Origin of the sequence: Dyadobacter crusticola DSM 16708, from assembly GCF_000701505.1 — a bacterium.
In the GTDB taxonomy this organism is placed as follows: Bacteria; Bacteroidota; Bacteroidia; order Cytophagales; family Spirosomataceae; genus Dyadobacter; species Dyadobacter crusticola.
The window spans coordinates 385361-401243 of the sequence record NZ_JNJB01000005.1 but is presented as its reverse complement, the minus strand read 5'-3'; the positions used below and the strand labels follow the sequence as shown (position 1 = coordinate 401243).

Below are 15883 nucleotides of genomic sequence, written 5' to 3'. Positions count from 1 at the left end.
CTGTTTTTTTGTTGTTATTAGATTAAAAATCAGTCTTTATAGATCAGTACCTCACTTTTTCCATTGCTTTTAATATACCCCCGGTACATTCCTTCGCTGTTGAAAGGCATTGTAACATTTCCATTCCTGTCCAATGCGATAATACCACCCTCGCCGCCGCGTTCGACAAGTTTCTTCATCACCACTTCGTCGGCTGCTTCCTGCAAAGAAAGCCCTTTGTATTCCATTAATGCAGAGATATCGTGGGCCACAACCGAGCGGATAAAGTACTCTCCGTGACCAGTCGCCGAAACTGCACAGGTGGCATTATTGGCGTAAGTACCAGCTCCTATGATCGGCGCGTCGCCTATGCGACCGTATTTCTTGTTCGTCATGCCGCCCGTGGAAGTACCTGCTGCCAGGTTGCCAAACTTGTCCAGAGCTACACATCCGACTGTTCCGAACTTTCGGCCTTCTGTGAAAATGAGCTCGCGCTGCTCCATTCTTCCGGTCTTAGGTGCTTTCCTGATCTGCTTTTCTTCCTTTGCATCGTGGTCTAGCTCTGTTTTGTCAGCCGATTTTGCTTTTTCCAGTGCATTAAACCGTGCTTCGGTATAGAAGTAAGACGGATCGACGATTTCGAGACCCTGTTCTTTGGCAAACTTCTCAGCGCCAGGCCCTGCCATCATCACGTGCTCCGATTTATTCATCACTGCAATTGCCGCACTGATCGGATTCTTGATGTTCGTTACACCTGCCACGGCGCCGGCTTTAAGCGTTTTGCCTTCCATTACGGATGCGTCGAGTTCGTTTTTGCCCTCGTTTGTAAACACCGCCCCCTTTCCTGCATTGAATAGCGGAGAGTTCTCCATTACGTGGATCGTGGCCTCAACAGCCTCTACGCTGGTGCCTCCATTTTTCAGAACTGCATAACCCTTCTGTAATGCTTCATTTAAAGCTGCTTTATAAGCTTTTTCCTTTTCAGGGCTCATGTTAGCGCGTGTGATAGTACCAGCGCCGCCGTGAATAACGACGGTCATTTTATCTGAAAAATCCTGCGCAAAAACAGGAAGGCTAAGCACAGAAAGAAGCATTGCAGAAAGCTGTTTCATGTTATCGTAATTAGAGTGACTTACTCAAATCTAATAACTAATGTTTGCATTTCCGGCTCAGTTCGTATTTTCATTCTTTCAAAAGTATGCGCGCCAATAGCATTGCGCCAATGCGTATTCCGGTCACAGTAAAGCCCGCTGGTATGCACCTTTTGAAATAACTAGTTTAAATATTTTTCAGTAATCCTTAATTGAATGAAAAAAGTACTCCTTTACCTTGGCGCCTTTTTTATTACGGCCCCGATCCTGCAAGCGCAAAATGCGACTGAATGGAAGTATAAACAAGGTAAGATCGTTACAGAATGGGCCGAGAAAGTTTCGCCGGCGACAGTACATGCCGAATATCCACGGCCGCAACTGGTGCGTGGTAATTGGCAAAATATCAATGGTTTGTGGAATTACTCCATTGTTCCGCAAGCCGCAGCAGAGACAAAACCCGCTGCGTTCGACGGTAAGATCCTGGTTCCTTTTGCTGTTGAATCTGCGTTGTCAGGCGTAGGTCGCACTGTGGGCAAGGATAGTGTGCTGTGGTACCAGCGTACCATTGATTTTTCACCAAAACTCAAAGACCAGCGCGTGCTGCTGCATTTCGGAGCTGTTGACTGGAAGTGTGATGTATTTGTAAATGGAAAGCCGGCGGGTACGCACCAGGGTGGTTACGATCCATTTTCTTTTGACATAACGGATCTTTTGGTCAAAAAGAAGCAGCAGGAAATTACTGTGAAAGTATGGGACCCGAGCAGCGACGGGCCACAGCCACGGGGTAAGCAGATCAAAAATCCCCACGCAATCTGGTATACACCGGTCACGGGGATCTGGCAGACAGTCTGGCTGGAAACTGTCCCTACCACTCACATTGCCGCATTGACGCCGGTACCTGACATCGACAAGCAAGTTGTGCGCATTACATCCGAAATCAGGAATGCGAAGACGGGCGATAAGGTCAGGTTCACTGCATTCGATGGTGCCAATAAGGTAGCGGAGATGGAAGTTGCCCCAGACGCCGGTGCCGAGCTGAATATTGCAAATCCCAAGCTATGGTCACCGGACAGCCCATTTTTGTATGACCTTACGGTTGTACTGGTTAGAAACGGGAAAGTAGTGGATGAGGCCAAAAGCTACTTTGCAATGCGCAAGATTGCCATGCAGCCGGATAAAAATGGCATTCAAAGAATGACCTTGAACAATAAATTTTTGTTTCAATACGGGCCTCTGGATCAGGGCTGGTGGCCGGACGGACTGTATACCGCGCCAAGCGACGAAGCTTTGAAGTTTGATATTGTGAAGACGAAGGAAATGGGCTTCAACATGATCCGTAAACACGTAAAAGTGGAGCCGGCGCGCTGGTACCGCTACTGCGATGAGCTGGGTATGCTGGTTTGGCAGGATATGCCAAGCGGCGACATGGGTAATAACTGGGGCCAACATCCGGGTATTACCGGCGATGAAACCGAGCGCGAGCGCACCCCTGAATCGGAGAATATTTTCAGAACAGAATGGAAGGCGATCATGGATGCCAACCGCTTTTTCCCGTCGATTGTGGTGTGGGTACCATTCAACGAGGCCTGGGGACAGTTTAAAACAAAGGAAATTACCGAGTGGACCATGAAGTATGATCCGAGTCGGCTGGTAAACAGCGCAAGTGGCGGTAACTTTTTCCCGGTCGGCCACATTATTGACCTGCACAATTACCCGGCACCCGCTATGCCGAAACCCGAGCTGTTTGGGCAAAAGCAGATTATTGTTCTGGGAGAATTTGGCGGACTAGGTTTACCTGTCGACCAGCATACCTGGCAGCAAAAAGATAACTGGGGATACCAGAGCTTCAAAAACCAGGAAGACCTTTACAAACGCTACGAAACGTTCATCGGCAGATTTGAAGCTTTAATCAAGAAAGGACTCTCCGCCGCAGTTTACACCCAAACAACAGACGTAGAGATAGAAACAAACGGGCTAATGACCTACGACAGAAAAGTAATCAAATTCCCCGAAGCAAAACTAAAGCAAATCCACACGCCGCTTTATAGGGTAGTGGTTGAGTGAGGAATTTTGAATGAGTGAATGACTGAATGAGTGAATGAGTGAATGAGTGAATTAATCAATTTTGAATGATTGAATGAGTGAATGAGTGAATGAGTGAATGAGTGGATTTTGAGTTTTGATTTAATGTTAACCTTTTCGGAAAGTTTAGACTTAGAGATAATAAAAGGATCTATCCATTTCAGCAAAAGCATTCACTAACTCAAAATTCACTTATTCAGATATTCACTCATTCACTCATTCATAATTCACTCATTAAAGTATTCAATCATTCAATCATTCAAAATTAACTTCAACCCTTCATCTGCGCTTCCACCACTGCAATCGCTACCATGTTTACGATTTCTCTTACGGAGCTTCCGAGTTGGAGTACGTGAACGGGTTTTTTCATTCCGAGCAGGATCGGTCCGATTGTTTCTAGTTCTGCTGCTTCTTTGAGCAGGTTATAGGCGATGTTGCTGGCCGATAGATTTGGGAAAATGAGCGTGTTTGCGCCTCCTTCAACCAGGTCGCTGAACGGGTGGTTTTCTTTCAAGAGTTCGGTGTTGAATGCAAGGTGCGCCTGCATTTCTCCTTCTACAACCATCGCCGGGTTTCTCTTCTTCAAAATTGCAGTTGCTTCCCGCATTTTCTCGGCGTCTTTACCGCCTGCACTTCCGTAGTTGGCATAAGTTACCAATGCAATCCTGGGCTGAATGTTGAATCGCTCGACTGCCTTGGCCGTCAATTCGGTGATTTCTACGAGTTCATCAACAGTAGGATCAAGATTGACAGTGGTATCCGAGAAGAAGAGCGGGCCGCGTGGTGTGAGCAGAATGTACATACCTGCTACCTTATTTACGCCGGCTCCTTTCCCGATTACATGCAGCGCCGGACGGATCGTGTCAGGATAAGTACGTGTAAGTCCGGAAATGAATGCGTCGGCCTCACCGTTTTCCACCATCATAGAGCCGAAGTAGCTCTTGAAATAAATGGTCCTGCGGGCCTCTATCGGAGTCAATCCTTTACGTTGTCTTTTCTCGTAAAGCTTGGCTGCGTAAGTTTCAATGATATGCTCGTTTTCTTCGGCACGCGGGTCCACGATAGAAACATCGCCCAGGTCCAGCTTACTTTCGTGGATCAGGTGCAGGATCGTTTCCTTGCTTCCTAGAAGAATCGGAATCGCAATCCCTTCGTCGCGCACTTGCTGTGCGGCCCTTAGTACCTGGATATTTTCTGCATCTGCGAATACCACGCGTTTCGGGGCTAGTTTCGCTTTGTTCAGGATTACTCTTGAAATCTGCTCATTGCGACCCAGGCGGCTTGACAATTCCTGCTCGTAAGCATCCCAATCGGTAATGATCTTGCGGGCTACTCCCGTTTCGATCGCTGCTTTTGCGACCGCAGGTGCCACGGTAGTCAGCAGGCGGGGGTCAACCGGCTTTGGGATAATGTAGTTTTTGCCAAAAACAATGTTGGTCTCATTGTAGGCCAGGTTCACGATATCAGGGACGGGCTTTGTAGCCAGGTCGGCCAGCGCGTGTACTGCCGCCAGCTTCATTTCTTCGTTGATCTCGGTAGCTCTTACGTCGAGCGCGCCGCGGAAGATGTATGGAAAACCAAGTACGTTATTAACCTGGTTAGGGTAATCGGAGCGGCCTGTAGCCATAATTACGTCTTCTCTCGCCTCAACCGCGTCGGGGTACGGTATCTCCGGGTTCGGGTTCGCCATGGCGAGTACAATGGGATCTTTCGCCATGGATTTCACCATCTCTTTGGAAACGATATCAGCGGTAGACAAGCCAAGGAATATATCAGCTCCTACCATTGCAGCATCAAGCGAATCGTAAGCGATATCGGTCGCAAATTGCTTCTTCATATCACTCAGGTCCGTGCGGCCATTGTGAATATGTCCTTTTGTATCAAACATCGCCACATTCTTGGGATCAACGCCCAGTGAAATGTAAAGCTTGGTACAGGACACTGCCGATGCGCCGGCTCCTGACACTACTACGCGAATGTTGGCAATGTCTTTTTTTACGAGCTTCAATGCATTGAGCATGGCTGCAGCGCTGATAATGGCGGTACCGTGCTGATCGTCGTGCATGACCGGGATATTCAGCTCCTTTTTCAATCTCGCTTCTATTTCGAAGCATTCCGGAGCCTTGATATCTTCCAGGTTTACACCGCCAAAAGTAGGTTCAAGGATTTTTACAGTGCGGACAAATTCGTCCACATCTTTGGTATTTAATTCAATGTCAAAAACATCGATATCAGCATATATCTTAAAGAGCAAACCCTTTCCTTCCATAACAGGCTTGGAAGCTTCGGGGCCGATATCGCCCAGGCCAAGAACCGCAGTTCCATTGCTGATTACTGCAACCAGATTACCCTTTGCAGTGTACAAATAGGCATTTTCGACATTGTCGGCGATTTCAAGACAGGGCTCTGCAACTCCGGGAGAGTAGGCCAGTGAAAGGTCTCGTTGCGTGCTGGTTTCCTTGGTCGGAATAACCTGGATTTTACCCGGCCGACCCTTGGAGTGGTAGTATAGCGCGTCTTCTTTTCTGATCTTTTTGTTCATACCTGTGTAGCAATTATTTCGTGCTAAGGTACAAACATTAGGTTCATGGCAAAGATTTTTACGTGGCTATTCACAGTAAAATCATCAGCCCTCAGATCAGAATTCCCGTCGTGAATTGTTGGTGGATGGAAGGTCGTTTTCGTTGAAAGAAGGACTGTTTACCAATTTTTTCTTCTCTTTTACAGTCACGACGCGTTTCTTGAGAATATATGCAAAAAGCATGTACGCGCCGAACATTCCAATGTAAATGTACATTGAAGCTGTGTTGGTAATGTCTCCGTGAAAAGCGAAGAAAAGCGCGGTGTTAACAATAGTTACCATCCACAATGTGAACGAAGCCCAGAAGTGGTTGAGCCCATTGTCAATGAGAATGTGGTGCATGTGGTTACGGTCAGCCAGGAAAGGTGAGCCGCCTTTTACAATCCGTACGATGAAAACGCGAAGTGTATCGAAAATCGGAACGATCAGCAGGACCATCACAATGATCGGTGCATTGAAATAGGCATTCGGATCGTGCAGGTAGCCAACATTCAGTGATAAAAATTCAACTGAGAATATGGAAAGCAGGTAACCTACGATCAGCGAGCCTGTGTCGCCCATAAAAATTTTGCTGGTTTTCGAAAAGTTGAACCTTAAAAAACCGAGCAGCGAGCCGGACATCGCAAATGCGAGACAGCCGAACGAGAAATGATCATTTAATATAAACCAGATCCCGAAGCCAAGTCCGGCAATGAGACTGATCCCGCCAGCCAGCCCGTCGATTCCGTCGATCAGATTGATTGCATTGATAATGGCGATGAAAATAAACACGGTAAGCGGGATACTCACGAAATCGGAAACGATATGAATGCCGAATATGCCGTAGAAATTATCCACTTTGAAGTTGCCCATCGCCACCAGAATCAGCGACGCGAATATTTGAATGATTAGCTTCTTGGTAGGGTCCACGGCCAGGATATCGTCTTTGATTCCGAGAAAAAAGAGTATGATCACTCCGGTCATAGCCAGACTGATGAGGTTGGAATCCAGAATATTCTCAGAATGTGGCCAGAGGAAGTAGGCGATCAGTGTGGCTGCGAAAATGGCAATCCCTCCGAGTGTCGGCGTTTCCGTCTCGTGAGAGCTTCTGAAACCCGGCTTTGCTGTTAAATGCAGCAGGTTTGAGAGATTTATAATGATCGGGATGGAGATAATCGAAAGAAAACAGGCAATCAAAAATGAAAGGAGGCATTGATAAACATCGTGGTGAATGATGTTGCCAAAGTTGCCTTCACTTAGTATTTGAAGAGGTAGCTTTAATTCCATAGTGTCTGCCTTATTTATGAAGTGTAAGAAGGAGCAAGAGTAAATTCCTGATCAAAAGACGTAAATTACTTCAATATAAGAAATATACAAATAATCGAAACCTAAAATATTTATTAAGCGGCTTTGCGACCGTTTGTTATTTTACGATAAACTGAAAGACCTTTCGCAACGGTTTCAACCATAATGTATAAAATCGCGGTTTCAAACCATTTGTTTTCCAGGCTTTAAGATCGTTTCTATTAGCCAGTATCCTGTTTTTTAAAGAACTGTTACTAACCCCGCCACTCCGCATTTTCACCATTACTTTCGGCAGGTATCCGATTTTGATTTCTGCCTTGTGTACAAATCTGAGCATAAGCTCATAGTCTGCCGCACTTCCCAGGTCGAGCCTGAACCTTCCCAATCTTTCGTACAATTCCCTGCGTACAAAAAAAGTCGGGTGCGGCGGCATCCAGCCATTTAGAAACGAACCTTTCTGGTACAATCCCGATGTCCATTTCCGCTTGACGATCTCGCCGTTTGTAAAGTCGACATACTCAAGATCGCCGTAGCACGCGTCGTAGTTTCCGGTTTGCATCAGATTCACAACATCCGAAATCACGGTCGGCATAGCATAAAAATCGTCTGCATTCAATATCCCGATGATATCACCGGTTGTTAATTGTATGCCCTTGTTCATCGCATCGTAAATTCCCGCGTCTTTCTCGCTCACGAATTTGCTGACCTTATGCCCAAACGATTTCACAATATCCTGCGTCCCGTCCTTCGAATTTCCATCGACTACAATGTATTCGATATCCGGATAATCCTGATTGATAATGGATTCAATGCAGTGCCGGATGGTTGAAGCTCCGTTAAAAACGACGGTGAGTATGCTTACTTTCAATGCGCTATGGTTCTTGTTTTAACATACTTGGCCGGGTTTCCCTGGTAAATGCCGTTTGCTTCCATATTTGTCGTCGCAACAGAGTTGACCGTCAATACAGCGTGCGAGCCGGCGGTTACGCCCGGGCAAACCGTCGCCTGCGCACCGATCCACACTCCTTGTCCAAGTGTAATTGGCTTTACGATCAGGTCAAATGCACTCTTGGTATAATCGTGATTTCCGGTCAGTAGCATGCAACCCTGTGACAAGCAGGCATTTGCTTCGATAGTCACCAATGTGAGGTTGTCAATCCACACATTTTCGCCGACCCAGGTATAGTCACCAATCGATAAAAACCAGGGGTACTTTATGTTTACTTTAGGTTTGATCACAACCCCTTTTCCGATCTTCGCGCCAAACATTTTTAACAACCATATCTTAAATGACGAAGGATATGGCAGGTGTGTGTTCAGGAACAGGCGGCCGGTGAAGTACCAAAGGATCTGCTTGACGACATTCCCTGGCTTGTACCAGCTGTTGTCATACTTTGACAGATCGGTTTGGGCTTTTAAGGTCTTTTCCATATTCCGTTCTGAAATGTGTTATAATCTGCTCTTTGTCCCTTCCGGCGCGGTAGTACACTTCGTAAATCTTGGCATCAACCAGGAACCTGTACCAAAATCCCTGCAAAAAATGCCAGATCAATCCCTTAACGCCATCCAGAAAGCCCAGTTTCAGGAAGTACCGAAAGCTGAAATAAACAAATGGCCGCGTAAAAAGGGGCATTTTGGCGTACTTGACTTTCAGATAGCGCGTACGTTGCTCCTGGCTCCCCCAAAACTTCGGATCGACAGTGGGCTTGCTATCAAAATTATATTTAATGTTCAATAAATCAATGACTTCGCGTATTGCATAATTGTTATGCTTCTGCGTCCACCAGGTCAGGTTATTGAGGTTGTGATCGACAATATCGTGGTTCAGATTGGCGACTGTTCCGCTGCTGAGCTTGATGTGCTCGTCCATCCAAAGTTCTTCGCAGGTACCAGTCCCGCGGCGCCACAGCCTGAGCAGCCAGATCGGATAGTAACCGCCGCGCCTGATCCATTTGTCCATGAAGATCACCCGCCTTTTGACATACAATCCGGAAACTGTCTGTGCTACCTGCGAAAGTCCCGCATTCAGCTCAGCGGCGAGTTCTGGCGTGATGTATTCGTCGGCGTCCATCCGCATAAGCCAGGCTGTTTCAAATGGATTATTGGCAATACCGAAGTTGAACTGGAATGAATAGGAAACCCAGGGATTCTGGATCACGGTTGCCCCGAGACTTTCAGCAATCGCAACCGTATCGTCCGTAGAGAAAGAGTCGACAATAAAAATCTTGTCTGTTATCTGATGAAGACTTTTAATGCAACGCCCGATGTGTTTCGATTCATTGTGGGTCAAAATAATGACCGATAAGTCAATCATATCCAGGTAAAACGTTTCCGGTTTGGTTCTCAGCGGTTACTTAAATGCTCAAAGATAGCCGCTTTTTTTAACTTTCTTGTATTCTTCCAATAACTGATTGGCAACCACTTTAATGTCAAAATTTTCAGTTACCATCTTGTAGGCACGATTTGCCACGGTCTCCGCGTAGCTTTTATCTTGTAATATTTTAAGAATACCCTCCGCCACTCCATCTGCATTCAATGGCGTCAGAAATGCCGCATCGTACCTTTTGATATAGTCACCAAAACCCACTCTGTCCGAAACAACCGCAGGTATTTTGCACGTCATCGCTTCGAGTACCGCAATGGAAAACCCTTCCGAGTAGGAGGGAAGCACAAAAAGCTCCGCGTCCGAAAACGCCTCTTTCTTGTCTGTATCCGTCAGCATTCCTACCAGCTTAATGCGATCTGAGAGCTGGTGTTTTTGAATAAACGCTTCACATTCCGCCTGATAACCATCATCTGGCCCGGCCAGGATCAGCATTGCATCGGGTACTTGCTGGTATATCTTGTGAAAAGCAGGAAGAAGCAGGTCGAGTCCTTTTTTGATATTCAGCCTGCCCATGAAGAGGACGAGCTGCTTATCTTCGGAAATCTGATGTTTTCTGCGGAAGATGCCTTTTGCGGGCAGGTTTTGATAGTCTGTAAGCTTCATTCCATTCGGCACGATCACCATGTTTTTGGGCCGGTAACCGAGGTAACGCACCACATCTTCTTCCTCGTCAGTATTGTTAATCTGGATCAGGTCGGCTTTGCCAAGCAGACGCTTCTGGTAAAGTGCAGTAACGATCTGCTTTTTCCATTTACTGTGCGCCACAGCCCATTTGTCGAGCAGCCCGTGGATCGTGATCACTTTCACCGCCTTGTTCGGGATCAGAAAAGGCGAAAGGCTGCCGAAATGCCAGATCCCGTGCATATGTACCACATCGTATTCGTGAATGTGTGCTTTGAGGTACTGGTACATCTCAACCGAAAACTCGCGGTAAACGTTGCTCAAAGGTGTGGTCCTCGCACAAGGGATCAGGCGCGCGCCCTCCGGTGCCGGGTACATCTTCTCGCCGGGTGTCATCGGGCTTAGTATATCCACCTGGTGACCCTGCGCCAGTACTTCTGTGGTATGATCGTAAATGATCCGGGCAGGTCCGCCTATTGCCCAGGTATATGCACAAATATTTAAAATCCGCATTCTTTTGGTGAGTGTGAATGGCGCCGCGATTTCTACGCTTCCGCCAGTATTTTGTATGTTTTTACCATTTCCTCAGCTACTTTTTCGGAAGAAAACGGTTTGATTTTTTCAAGTGATACTGCGCCCATCTCAGCTATCTTTCCAGGGTTTCTTACAAAAAACAACATCGCTGTTTCAAGCTCCTTCTGGTTTTCGGGATTGAATGTAAAGCCATTTCCGGCGTTCCCGACCAGGTCAGGCGCACAGCCGCACTTATTTGAAACGATCACGGGCATTCCGCAAACCATCGCTTCATTTACTACCAATCCCCAGGGTTCAGATTTGCTTGGCAAAATCAGCACGTCACTTTGTGCCAGCCAGCCCGGCACTTCATACCAGGGGAATCCGCCTGCGAAAATTACCTTCTCGTCCACACCGAGCTTTTGGGCAAGCGTTTCCAAGGCACCCCTGGCCGGACCGTCGCCCACCAGCAGCAACTCCCACATACTTACCGCAATTTCCGGTTTTTGGATTTCGGCGAATGCACGGATCAGCATTTCCAGGTTTTTCTCCGGCGCAAGCCTGCCAACATACACAAACCTCCGGGTTAACTTCTGCGACGTATCTGCGTTTTTCAATGCGGATTTTGCCTTTCTATAATTTTCCATAATCACCTGATCGTCGACCACAGCAGCATTCCGCACGGGAATTTGCTCCGGCTTCACGCCCAGGCTTTCCAGGTAATCAGCTGAGGTTTTACCAAAGCAGAAAAACGCATTTCCTCTTTTGATGATGAAGCTTTTAAATGCCTCCTTCCAGCTGGAACGCACATGGTCCTGGGAGGATGATTCCGATGAAATCACCACTTTGACACCTTTCCATTTGGCATAAAACATCAGCTGCACCTGCGCTATATCGCCCCAACCGGTGATATTGAGCACATCCGGCTTAAATTCTCTGAAGACCTGAAAAAGCGCCGCCCGCCGCTCAGCCATTGTGATCTGATCCAGACTTTTGTTGAAAAGCAGCTGATAAGGGTACTCGTAACTAATTTTTTCGTCATTCTGCATCACAGCCCTGCTGGCTTCGTACAGCCCGATCTGCGCAACCAGGAACTGACTGCCCGGCTCCTGCTTTTTGAAAACCTTGTGCAGGTCGCTGAAAAGCTTCGACTTGTAATGAGCCCAGAGCTGGTTATGTACAACTAGAACACGCATTATCTGGGCAGGTTTAAGTATTCCTGGAACAATGGATACAGGTTATCAGCCATAAATATCTGTCCTTGCGGATTGTAATGCACGAGATCCATTTTGCGATACAATTTGGTAGATACCCCCAGCTGTAATTCATTGATCAGCCGCACATCGTTTTCTTTTGCGAATGCGATGATCTCTTTTCCCTGATCATTGAAATGCCCCATTTCGACTTCTGAAATTTCGGGATGCAGGTAAATGAAAAATGGGATATGGTTTGCTTTCGCAATGTCGAGCAACTGTTGGTAGCCCGGATTGAAGTCGATACCTGGTTTTCTGATCCCGGCCTGATTCAGCGTTTGCTGTCTCGTGGAATCGAGTTGCACGGTATCTGCTTTGACCGGCTCGGGTTTGCTTTGCGCAGTGATTGCAGGCTTTTCGGGTTCTTTGGTAAACAGAACAGTATCTATATAATAGAAGAAAATCCATCGGTACCTGTCCCACAGCTCGTACAAGGCTACTTTATACTGCTTGTCAGGCCAGCCGGGATCAATCCCAACCGGACTTTGGTGCGACATGATATCGTGGGCGTCGTGGCTGCTCGTCACCAGGCACATCAGCTTTGCCTTAAAAACCCCATACTTCTTAAGGTAAGCTGCCACATTATCAGGTCCCCAGGAGCCTGCGGAGATATTTAGTACCCGCACGCGCTTTTTGAAATCTTGTTGAAAACGCTTTTCCAGGATTGTGGAAGCGATGCTGTCCTGGTCGGTAAGGCTGCCGCCGTTTACAACAGAGTCGCCGATGAGCAGGATAATCAGGGAATCAGAAGGAAGTATCTCTTCATTCCGCATTGAAAACTGGTTTGTCCGGATTACCTGGCCAAACCGTTCCACGTCCTGATTGGGAGCATAGATATATTCGAAATCGGGATCAGAAACGTAAAGAGGCGAATTGCAGAAGCCGTATTTTACTCTCAATACAACCTCGGCTATTCCGGCGAGAATGACAATGCCGATCAGCAATCCGTACAGGTACTTTAACATCAAGTGAAGTTCTTATCTACGTCGAATGTGGGGCAAATTTAGGATTACTTTTACCAAAAGCGATTTTTTGCCCTTTTGTTCGCCAAATAACTTACTCCCCGGAGCTATGCTTTCGTATATGGGTGGAATGATAATTTAAATGGTAGGGTAGTACTCAGCGGCTTCTATGCCGGATTTTAATTTTAAGTCCAAAATCCATTCTAAAAACCAATATGATGAAATTGATCGAATCAACAGCTGGAAGTTCGGGAGAACCGGTCAAATTGTTTGTTCACGAAGTGGGACAGGGCAAGCCGGTGATCTTTATATCAGGATGGCCACTCAGCCACGAAATGTGGGAATACCAGTTCAATGTATTACCCAAGCACGGCATCCGCTGCATTGGTTATGACCGCCGTGGTTTTGGCAAGTCAGACAAACCATGGTCGGGATACGATTATGATACGCTGGCGGGTGACCTGAATGCAATTATCGAATCGCTCGATTTGAATGAAGTTACCCTGGTCGGTTTTTCAATGGGCGGAGGCGAAGTAGTGAGGTACCTGAGCAGGTACGGCAGCTCACGCGTATCCAAAGCTGTGCTGATTAGCTCTGTGCTTCCTTATATGTTACATACGGATGACAATCCTGACGGTGTTCCGCAGAGCCTGTTCGACAGCTTTGTAAAGGATGTGGAAAACGATCGCCCGCATTTCCTGGCTGGTTTTGCGAAAGATTTTTACGGGAACAGTCTGCTGAACAATGCGGTAAGCGATGAAATCCTGCAGTGGCACAGTATCCTTGCATTGCAGGCTTCCGGCCGCGCTACCACACAGTGCATCCGCAGTTTCAGTGCAACAGATTTTCGGGATGAAATTTCTCTGCTGGATGTCCCCATTCTGATCATTCACGGCGAAGCCGACAAAACTGTTCCGATCAAAGTAAGCAGCGACCGGACTTCTGAAATGCTGCCCGGGGCTGAGTACATTGTTTACGAAGGCGCACCACACGGTTTGTTCGTTACCCATAAAGAGCGCCTGAATGAAAACCTGGTGCAATTTATCAACGAAGAGATCGTGACGATCAGCAATCCTTATACTGATATCATCGGCTGATCACAGCATCTCGATCAGCTCAATGCGATTACCAAATGGATCCCGGAAAGAAAATCTGTTTCTATCCGGGATTTTGCTTTCATTTTTGAGCTCGATTCCATGTTCCTGCAATACAGCCCGCGCTGCTTCCAGGTTATGTACTTCAAATGCCGGATGACGCTGGGAAGAGCCATCGTGGTTCTTTTCAGCCCTCACATGCAGCTGAATGTCGCCCATCTGAAACCAGATCGCCCCGTTTGGTAGCGGGTAGCCCAGGTTTGTCAATTCTTCCAGACCAAGCACATTGGTATAGAAATCCCGCGCCTGCTCCTCGGTACCTTCCGGAATGCAGAGCATAATGTGATCCAGTCTTTTAAATGCGATTTTCATGAAAAAAGGAGTGTCTTTGTAACAATTTGTTTTGATGTTATCATGTGCTTTTAGCCATTCTGCCAGCAAAATAACCTTATTTCAGCGGACCTTTGCTTGCCATTTTCCCTTCCTTCCAAACCGCCTTGATTTTACGTGTATTCCGTATATCTACCGACGGGTCGCCATCAAGAATAAGCAGGTCTGCTATCTTGCCTGCTTCCAGCGTGCCAAAATCTTTGTCTATCTGTAATGCGCGTGCGGCATTTCTGGTACTTGCTGTGAGTACCTGCAGCGCATCCATCCCCGATTCCACCATCATTTCCATTTCAAGATGTTCGGTAAATCCTTGTGTTCGTACAGGGAAAGCACCGGAGTCCGTTCCGAGTGCGACTGTGATACCTGCCGCAGCGATTTTTTGAAGATTACGCATCGCGATTTTGTTTGCTTCCATATTGCGGGCATAGTCAGGCGAGTTCCTGATTTTCTCTCCATAACTTATGTCAGTAATCATCTCGAAAACACCTGGTTCAAGTGAATTTTTGAAAAACGGCTCATTGATCCAGTTCGGATTCCCTGCGTAGGCAAACTGGTATTCATCGAGCGTCAGCGTTGGAATGTAAACCACATTCTTCTGTTTCATTTTGGTTAAAAGTGCCTGATCAACTTCTTTGTCGCGGATACTGTGGGCGATGATATCCAGCCCCGCGTCGATCAATGCACTGGCATCTTCGGCGTAGAAGAGGTGCGCAGCCACGCGGATATTCCTTTTGTGCGCTTCACTGATGATCGCTTTGTAAATTTCAGGCTTCATTTTCTGCCCGCCACCGTGATCGTCTACCCACATTTTCAGGACAGTAGGTTTCAAAGCAGCCACTTTCTCCACCATTGCAGGCACTTCTTCCGGCGTCGCAGGTCTTTGCAGCAGGTTCATCCAAGATCCTGGATTTGGATCCGGCGTGTTGAACCCGAACCCGGCCGAAAATAATCTTGCGCCAGGCAGCAACCCCGCGACAGTTGAATCGCGCAGTCCATTGAAGATCAGCGGCCGGTCGGTTCCCATTATAAGCACTGCGCTGACGCCATAGTCCTGGTACTTCAGCAATTGTCTCAAAATGTTTTCCCTCGTGTAATTCTCCGCATTCGAAGTAGTCCCTTTCAGAGTGCCGATATGCGCGTGGGCGCAGATCAGGGAGGGGATTACGGTTTGTCCCGTCAAAGTGAGGATGGTATCGGCCTTGACTTTGAGGTTGTTGCCGATCGTTTTAATCCTTTTTCCTTCGATCAGAATATCGACATTCTTCCGGGGTGCAGCTCCGGTTCCGTCAATGAGAGTGACATTCTTTAAAAGCTTTGAGCTGGCTTGTGAGAAGGTTTGTGCGTTTGCAAATACCGGCAGTGTCAGAGCGGCCAGCAATATTGTTTTTCGGCAATGGGATAGGATTGGTCTGGATGGTCGCATATTTGAAATTTTGAAATAAGTAGCACGATGAAGCTGGTCAGGATCGCGTTCATAAAGCTTACTGAAAAATCAAATTAAATAATCAATCCGGTAAAATGGTGTAGCGGCTGCGAAATATCAAAATACGCAAGCGCTAAGGTTTGTCGAAGTAATTCATTCTCTTATATTAAGTAACTAAAAAACTATATATTGTAAGGTTAAAAGTGAGCGACACTCCTGCGCTG

The 15883-nt window shown here is 47.0% G+C and carries 13 protein-coding genes; 2 read left to right on the top strand and 11 right to left on the bottom strand.

Annotated features, from left to right (window positions below; genetic code table 11):
* Positions 1–29: 29 nt before the first annotated feature.
* The gene (locus Q369_RS0107925; RefSeq protein ID WP_031527268.1) at positions 30–1091 is read right to left on the bottom strand and encodes an isoaspartyl peptidase/L-asparaginase family protein; all 1062 of its coding nucleotides are present in this window, start codon (positions 1089–1091) and stop codon (positions 30–32) included.
* A gap of 195 nt (positions 1092–1286) precedes the next feature.
* Between Q369_RS0107925 and Q369_RS0107920 the strand changes: the two genes are divergently transcribed.
* Positions 1287–3134 (top strand): glycoside hydrolase family 2 protein, encoded by a 1848-nt coding sequence (locus tag Q369_RS0107920; RefSeq protein ID WP_031527267.1) that lies wholly within the window; start codon positions 1287–1289, stop codon positions 3132–3134.
* Positions 3135–3423: 289 nt separating this feature from the next.
* On the opposite strand, the gene Q369_RS0107915 is transcribed toward Q369_RS0107920, so the two are convergent.
* The 8 genes from Q369_RS0107915 to Q369_RS0107880 all read right to left on the bottom strand — a co-directional run bounded on the left by Q369_RS0107915 (position 3424) and on the right by Q369_RS0107880 (position 12755).
* Positions 3424–5694, bottom strand: coding sequence for an NADP-dependent malic enzyme (locus tag Q369_RS0107915; RefSeq protein WP_031527266.1), 2271 nt, complete (start codon positions 5692–5694; stop codon positions 3424–3426).
* A 96-nt stretch (positions 5695–5790) separates the two neighbouring features.
* On the bottom strand, positions 5791–6999 hold the full coding sequence (locus Q369_RS0107910; protein WP_031527265.1) for an MraY family glycosyltransferase: 1209 nt from the start codon (positions 6997–6999) through the stop codon (positions 5791–5793).
* A 136-nt stretch (positions 7000–7135) separates the two neighbouring features.
* Positions 7136–7885: a glycosyltransferase family 2 protein gene (locus Q369_RS0107905; protein ID WP_031527264.1), complete on the bottom strand. Its 750-nt coding sequence runs from the start codon at positions 7883–7885 to the stop codon at positions 7136–7138.
* The gene (locus Q369_RS0107900; protein WP_031527263.1) at positions 7882–8448 is read right to left on the bottom strand and encodes a putative colanic acid biosynthesis acetyltransferase; all 567 of its coding nucleotides are present in this window, start codon (positions 8446–8448) and stop codon (positions 7882–7884) included. Before Q369_RS0107900 ends, Q369_RS0107905 begins: the two co-directional genes overlap by 4 nt.
* Positions 8405–9331 carry a glycosyltransferase family 2 protein gene (locus tag Q369_RS0107895; protein ID WP_031527262.1) on the bottom strand — a complete coding sequence of 309 codons (927 nt, stop codon included), beginning with the start codon at positions 9329–9331 and terminating at the stop codon, positions 8405–8407. The genes Q369_RS0107900 and Q369_RS0107895 overlap by 44 nt, the downstream gene beginning before the upstream one ends.
* A 48-nt stretch (positions 9332–9379) precedes the next feature.
* Positions 9380–10537 carry a glycosyltransferase gene (locus Q369_RS0107890; RefSeq protein WP_031527261.1) on the bottom strand — a complete coding sequence of 386 codons (1158 nt, stop codon included), beginning with the start codon at positions 10535–10537 and terminating at the stop codon, positions 9380–9382.
* Between the two features lie 32 nt (positions 10538–10569).
* Entirely contained in the window at positions 10570–11733 is a 1164-nt protein-coding gene (locus Q369_RS0107885; RefSeq protein ID WP_031527260.1) for a glycosyltransferase family 4 protein, read from the bottom strand.
* Positions 11733–12755: an SGNH/GDSL hydrolase family protein gene (locus tag Q369_RS0107880; protein WP_031527259.1), complete on the bottom strand. Its 1023-nt coding sequence runs from the start codon at positions 12753–12755 to the stop codon at positions 11733–11735. The genes Q369_RS0107885 and Q369_RS0107880 overlap by 1 nt, the downstream gene beginning before the upstream one ends.
* A 215-nt stretch (positions 12756–12970) precedes the next feature.
* Here Q369_RS0107880 and Q369_RS0107875 point away from each other — a divergent pair, with 215 nt between their 5' ends.
* Complete coding sequence (locus Q369_RS0107875; protein WP_031527258.1) at positions 12971–13849, top strand: alpha/beta fold hydrolase; 879 nt, start codon at positions 12971–12973, stop codon at positions 13847–13849.
* Here the strand turns inward: Q369_RS0107875 and Q369_RS0107870 are convergent, their stop codons facing one another.
* Together Q369_RS0107870 and Q369_RS0107865 are read right to left on the bottom strand one after the other, a co-directional pair.
* Complete coding sequence (locus Q369_RS0107870; protein ID WP_031527257.1) at positions 13850–14218, bottom strand: VOC family protein; 369 nt, start codon at positions 14216–14218, stop codon at positions 13850–13852.
* A 76-nt stretch (positions 14219–14294) separates the two neighbouring features.
* Positions 14295–15659 (bottom strand): amidohydrolase family protein, encoded by a 1365-nt coding sequence (locus Q369_RS0107865; protein ID WP_051663964.1) that lies wholly within the window; start codon positions 15657–15659, stop codon positions 14295–14297.
* Between the last annotated feature and the right edge of the window lie 224 nt (positions 15660–15883).

Excerpts from the sequence above, each read along its gene's own strand:
- Q369_RS0107890 (WP_031527261.1), bottom strand. The coding sequence starts at position 10,537 with ATGCGGATTTTAAATATTTGTGCATATACCTGGGCAATAGGCGGACCT.
- Q369_RS0107920 (WP_031527267.1), top strand. The coding sequence starts at position 1,287 with ATGAAAAAAGTACTCCTTTACCTTGGCGCCTTTTTTATTACGGCCCCG.
- Q369_RS0107865 (WP_051663964.1), bottom strand. The coding sequence starts at position 15,659 with ATGCGACCATCCAGACCAATCCTATCCCATTGCCGAAAAACAATATTG.
- Q369_RS0107915 (WP_031527266.1), bottom strand. The coding sequence starts at position 5,694 with ATGAACAAAAAGATCAGAAAAGAAGACGCGCTATACTACCACTCCAAG.
- Q369_RS0107895 (WP_031527262.1), bottom strand. The coding sequence starts at position 9,331 with ATGATTGACTTATCGGTCATTATTTTGACCCACAATGAATCGAAACAC.
- Q369_RS0107885 (WP_031527260.1), bottom strand. The coding sequence starts at position 11,733 with ATGCGTGTTCTAGTTGTACATAACCAGCTCTGGGCTCATTACAAGTCG.
- Q369_RS0107870 (WP_031527257.1), bottom strand. The coding sequence starts at position 14,218 with ATGAAAATCGCATTTAAAAGACTGGATCACATTATGCTCTGCATTCCG.
- Q369_RS0107910 (WP_031527265.1), bottom strand. The coding sequence starts at position 6,999 with ATGGAATTAAAGCTACCTCTTCAAATACTAAGTGAAGGCAACTTTGGC.
- Q369_RS0107900 (WP_031527263.1), bottom strand. The coding sequence starts at position 8,448 with ATGGAAAAGACCTTAAAAGCCCAAACCGATCTGTCAAAGTATGACAAC.
- Q369_RS0107880 (WP_031527259.1), bottom strand. The coding sequence starts at position 12,755 with ATGTTAAAGTACCTGTACGGATTGCTGATCGGCATTGTCATTCTCGCC.
- Q369_RS0107875 (WP_031527258.1), top strand. The coding sequence starts at position 12,971 with ATGAAATTGATCGAATCAACAGCTGGAAGTTCGGGAGAACCGGTCAAA.
- Q369_RS0107925 (WP_031527268.1), bottom strand. The coding sequence starts at position 1,091 with ATGAAACAGCTTTCTGCAATGCTTCTTTCTGTGCTTAGCCTTCCTGTT.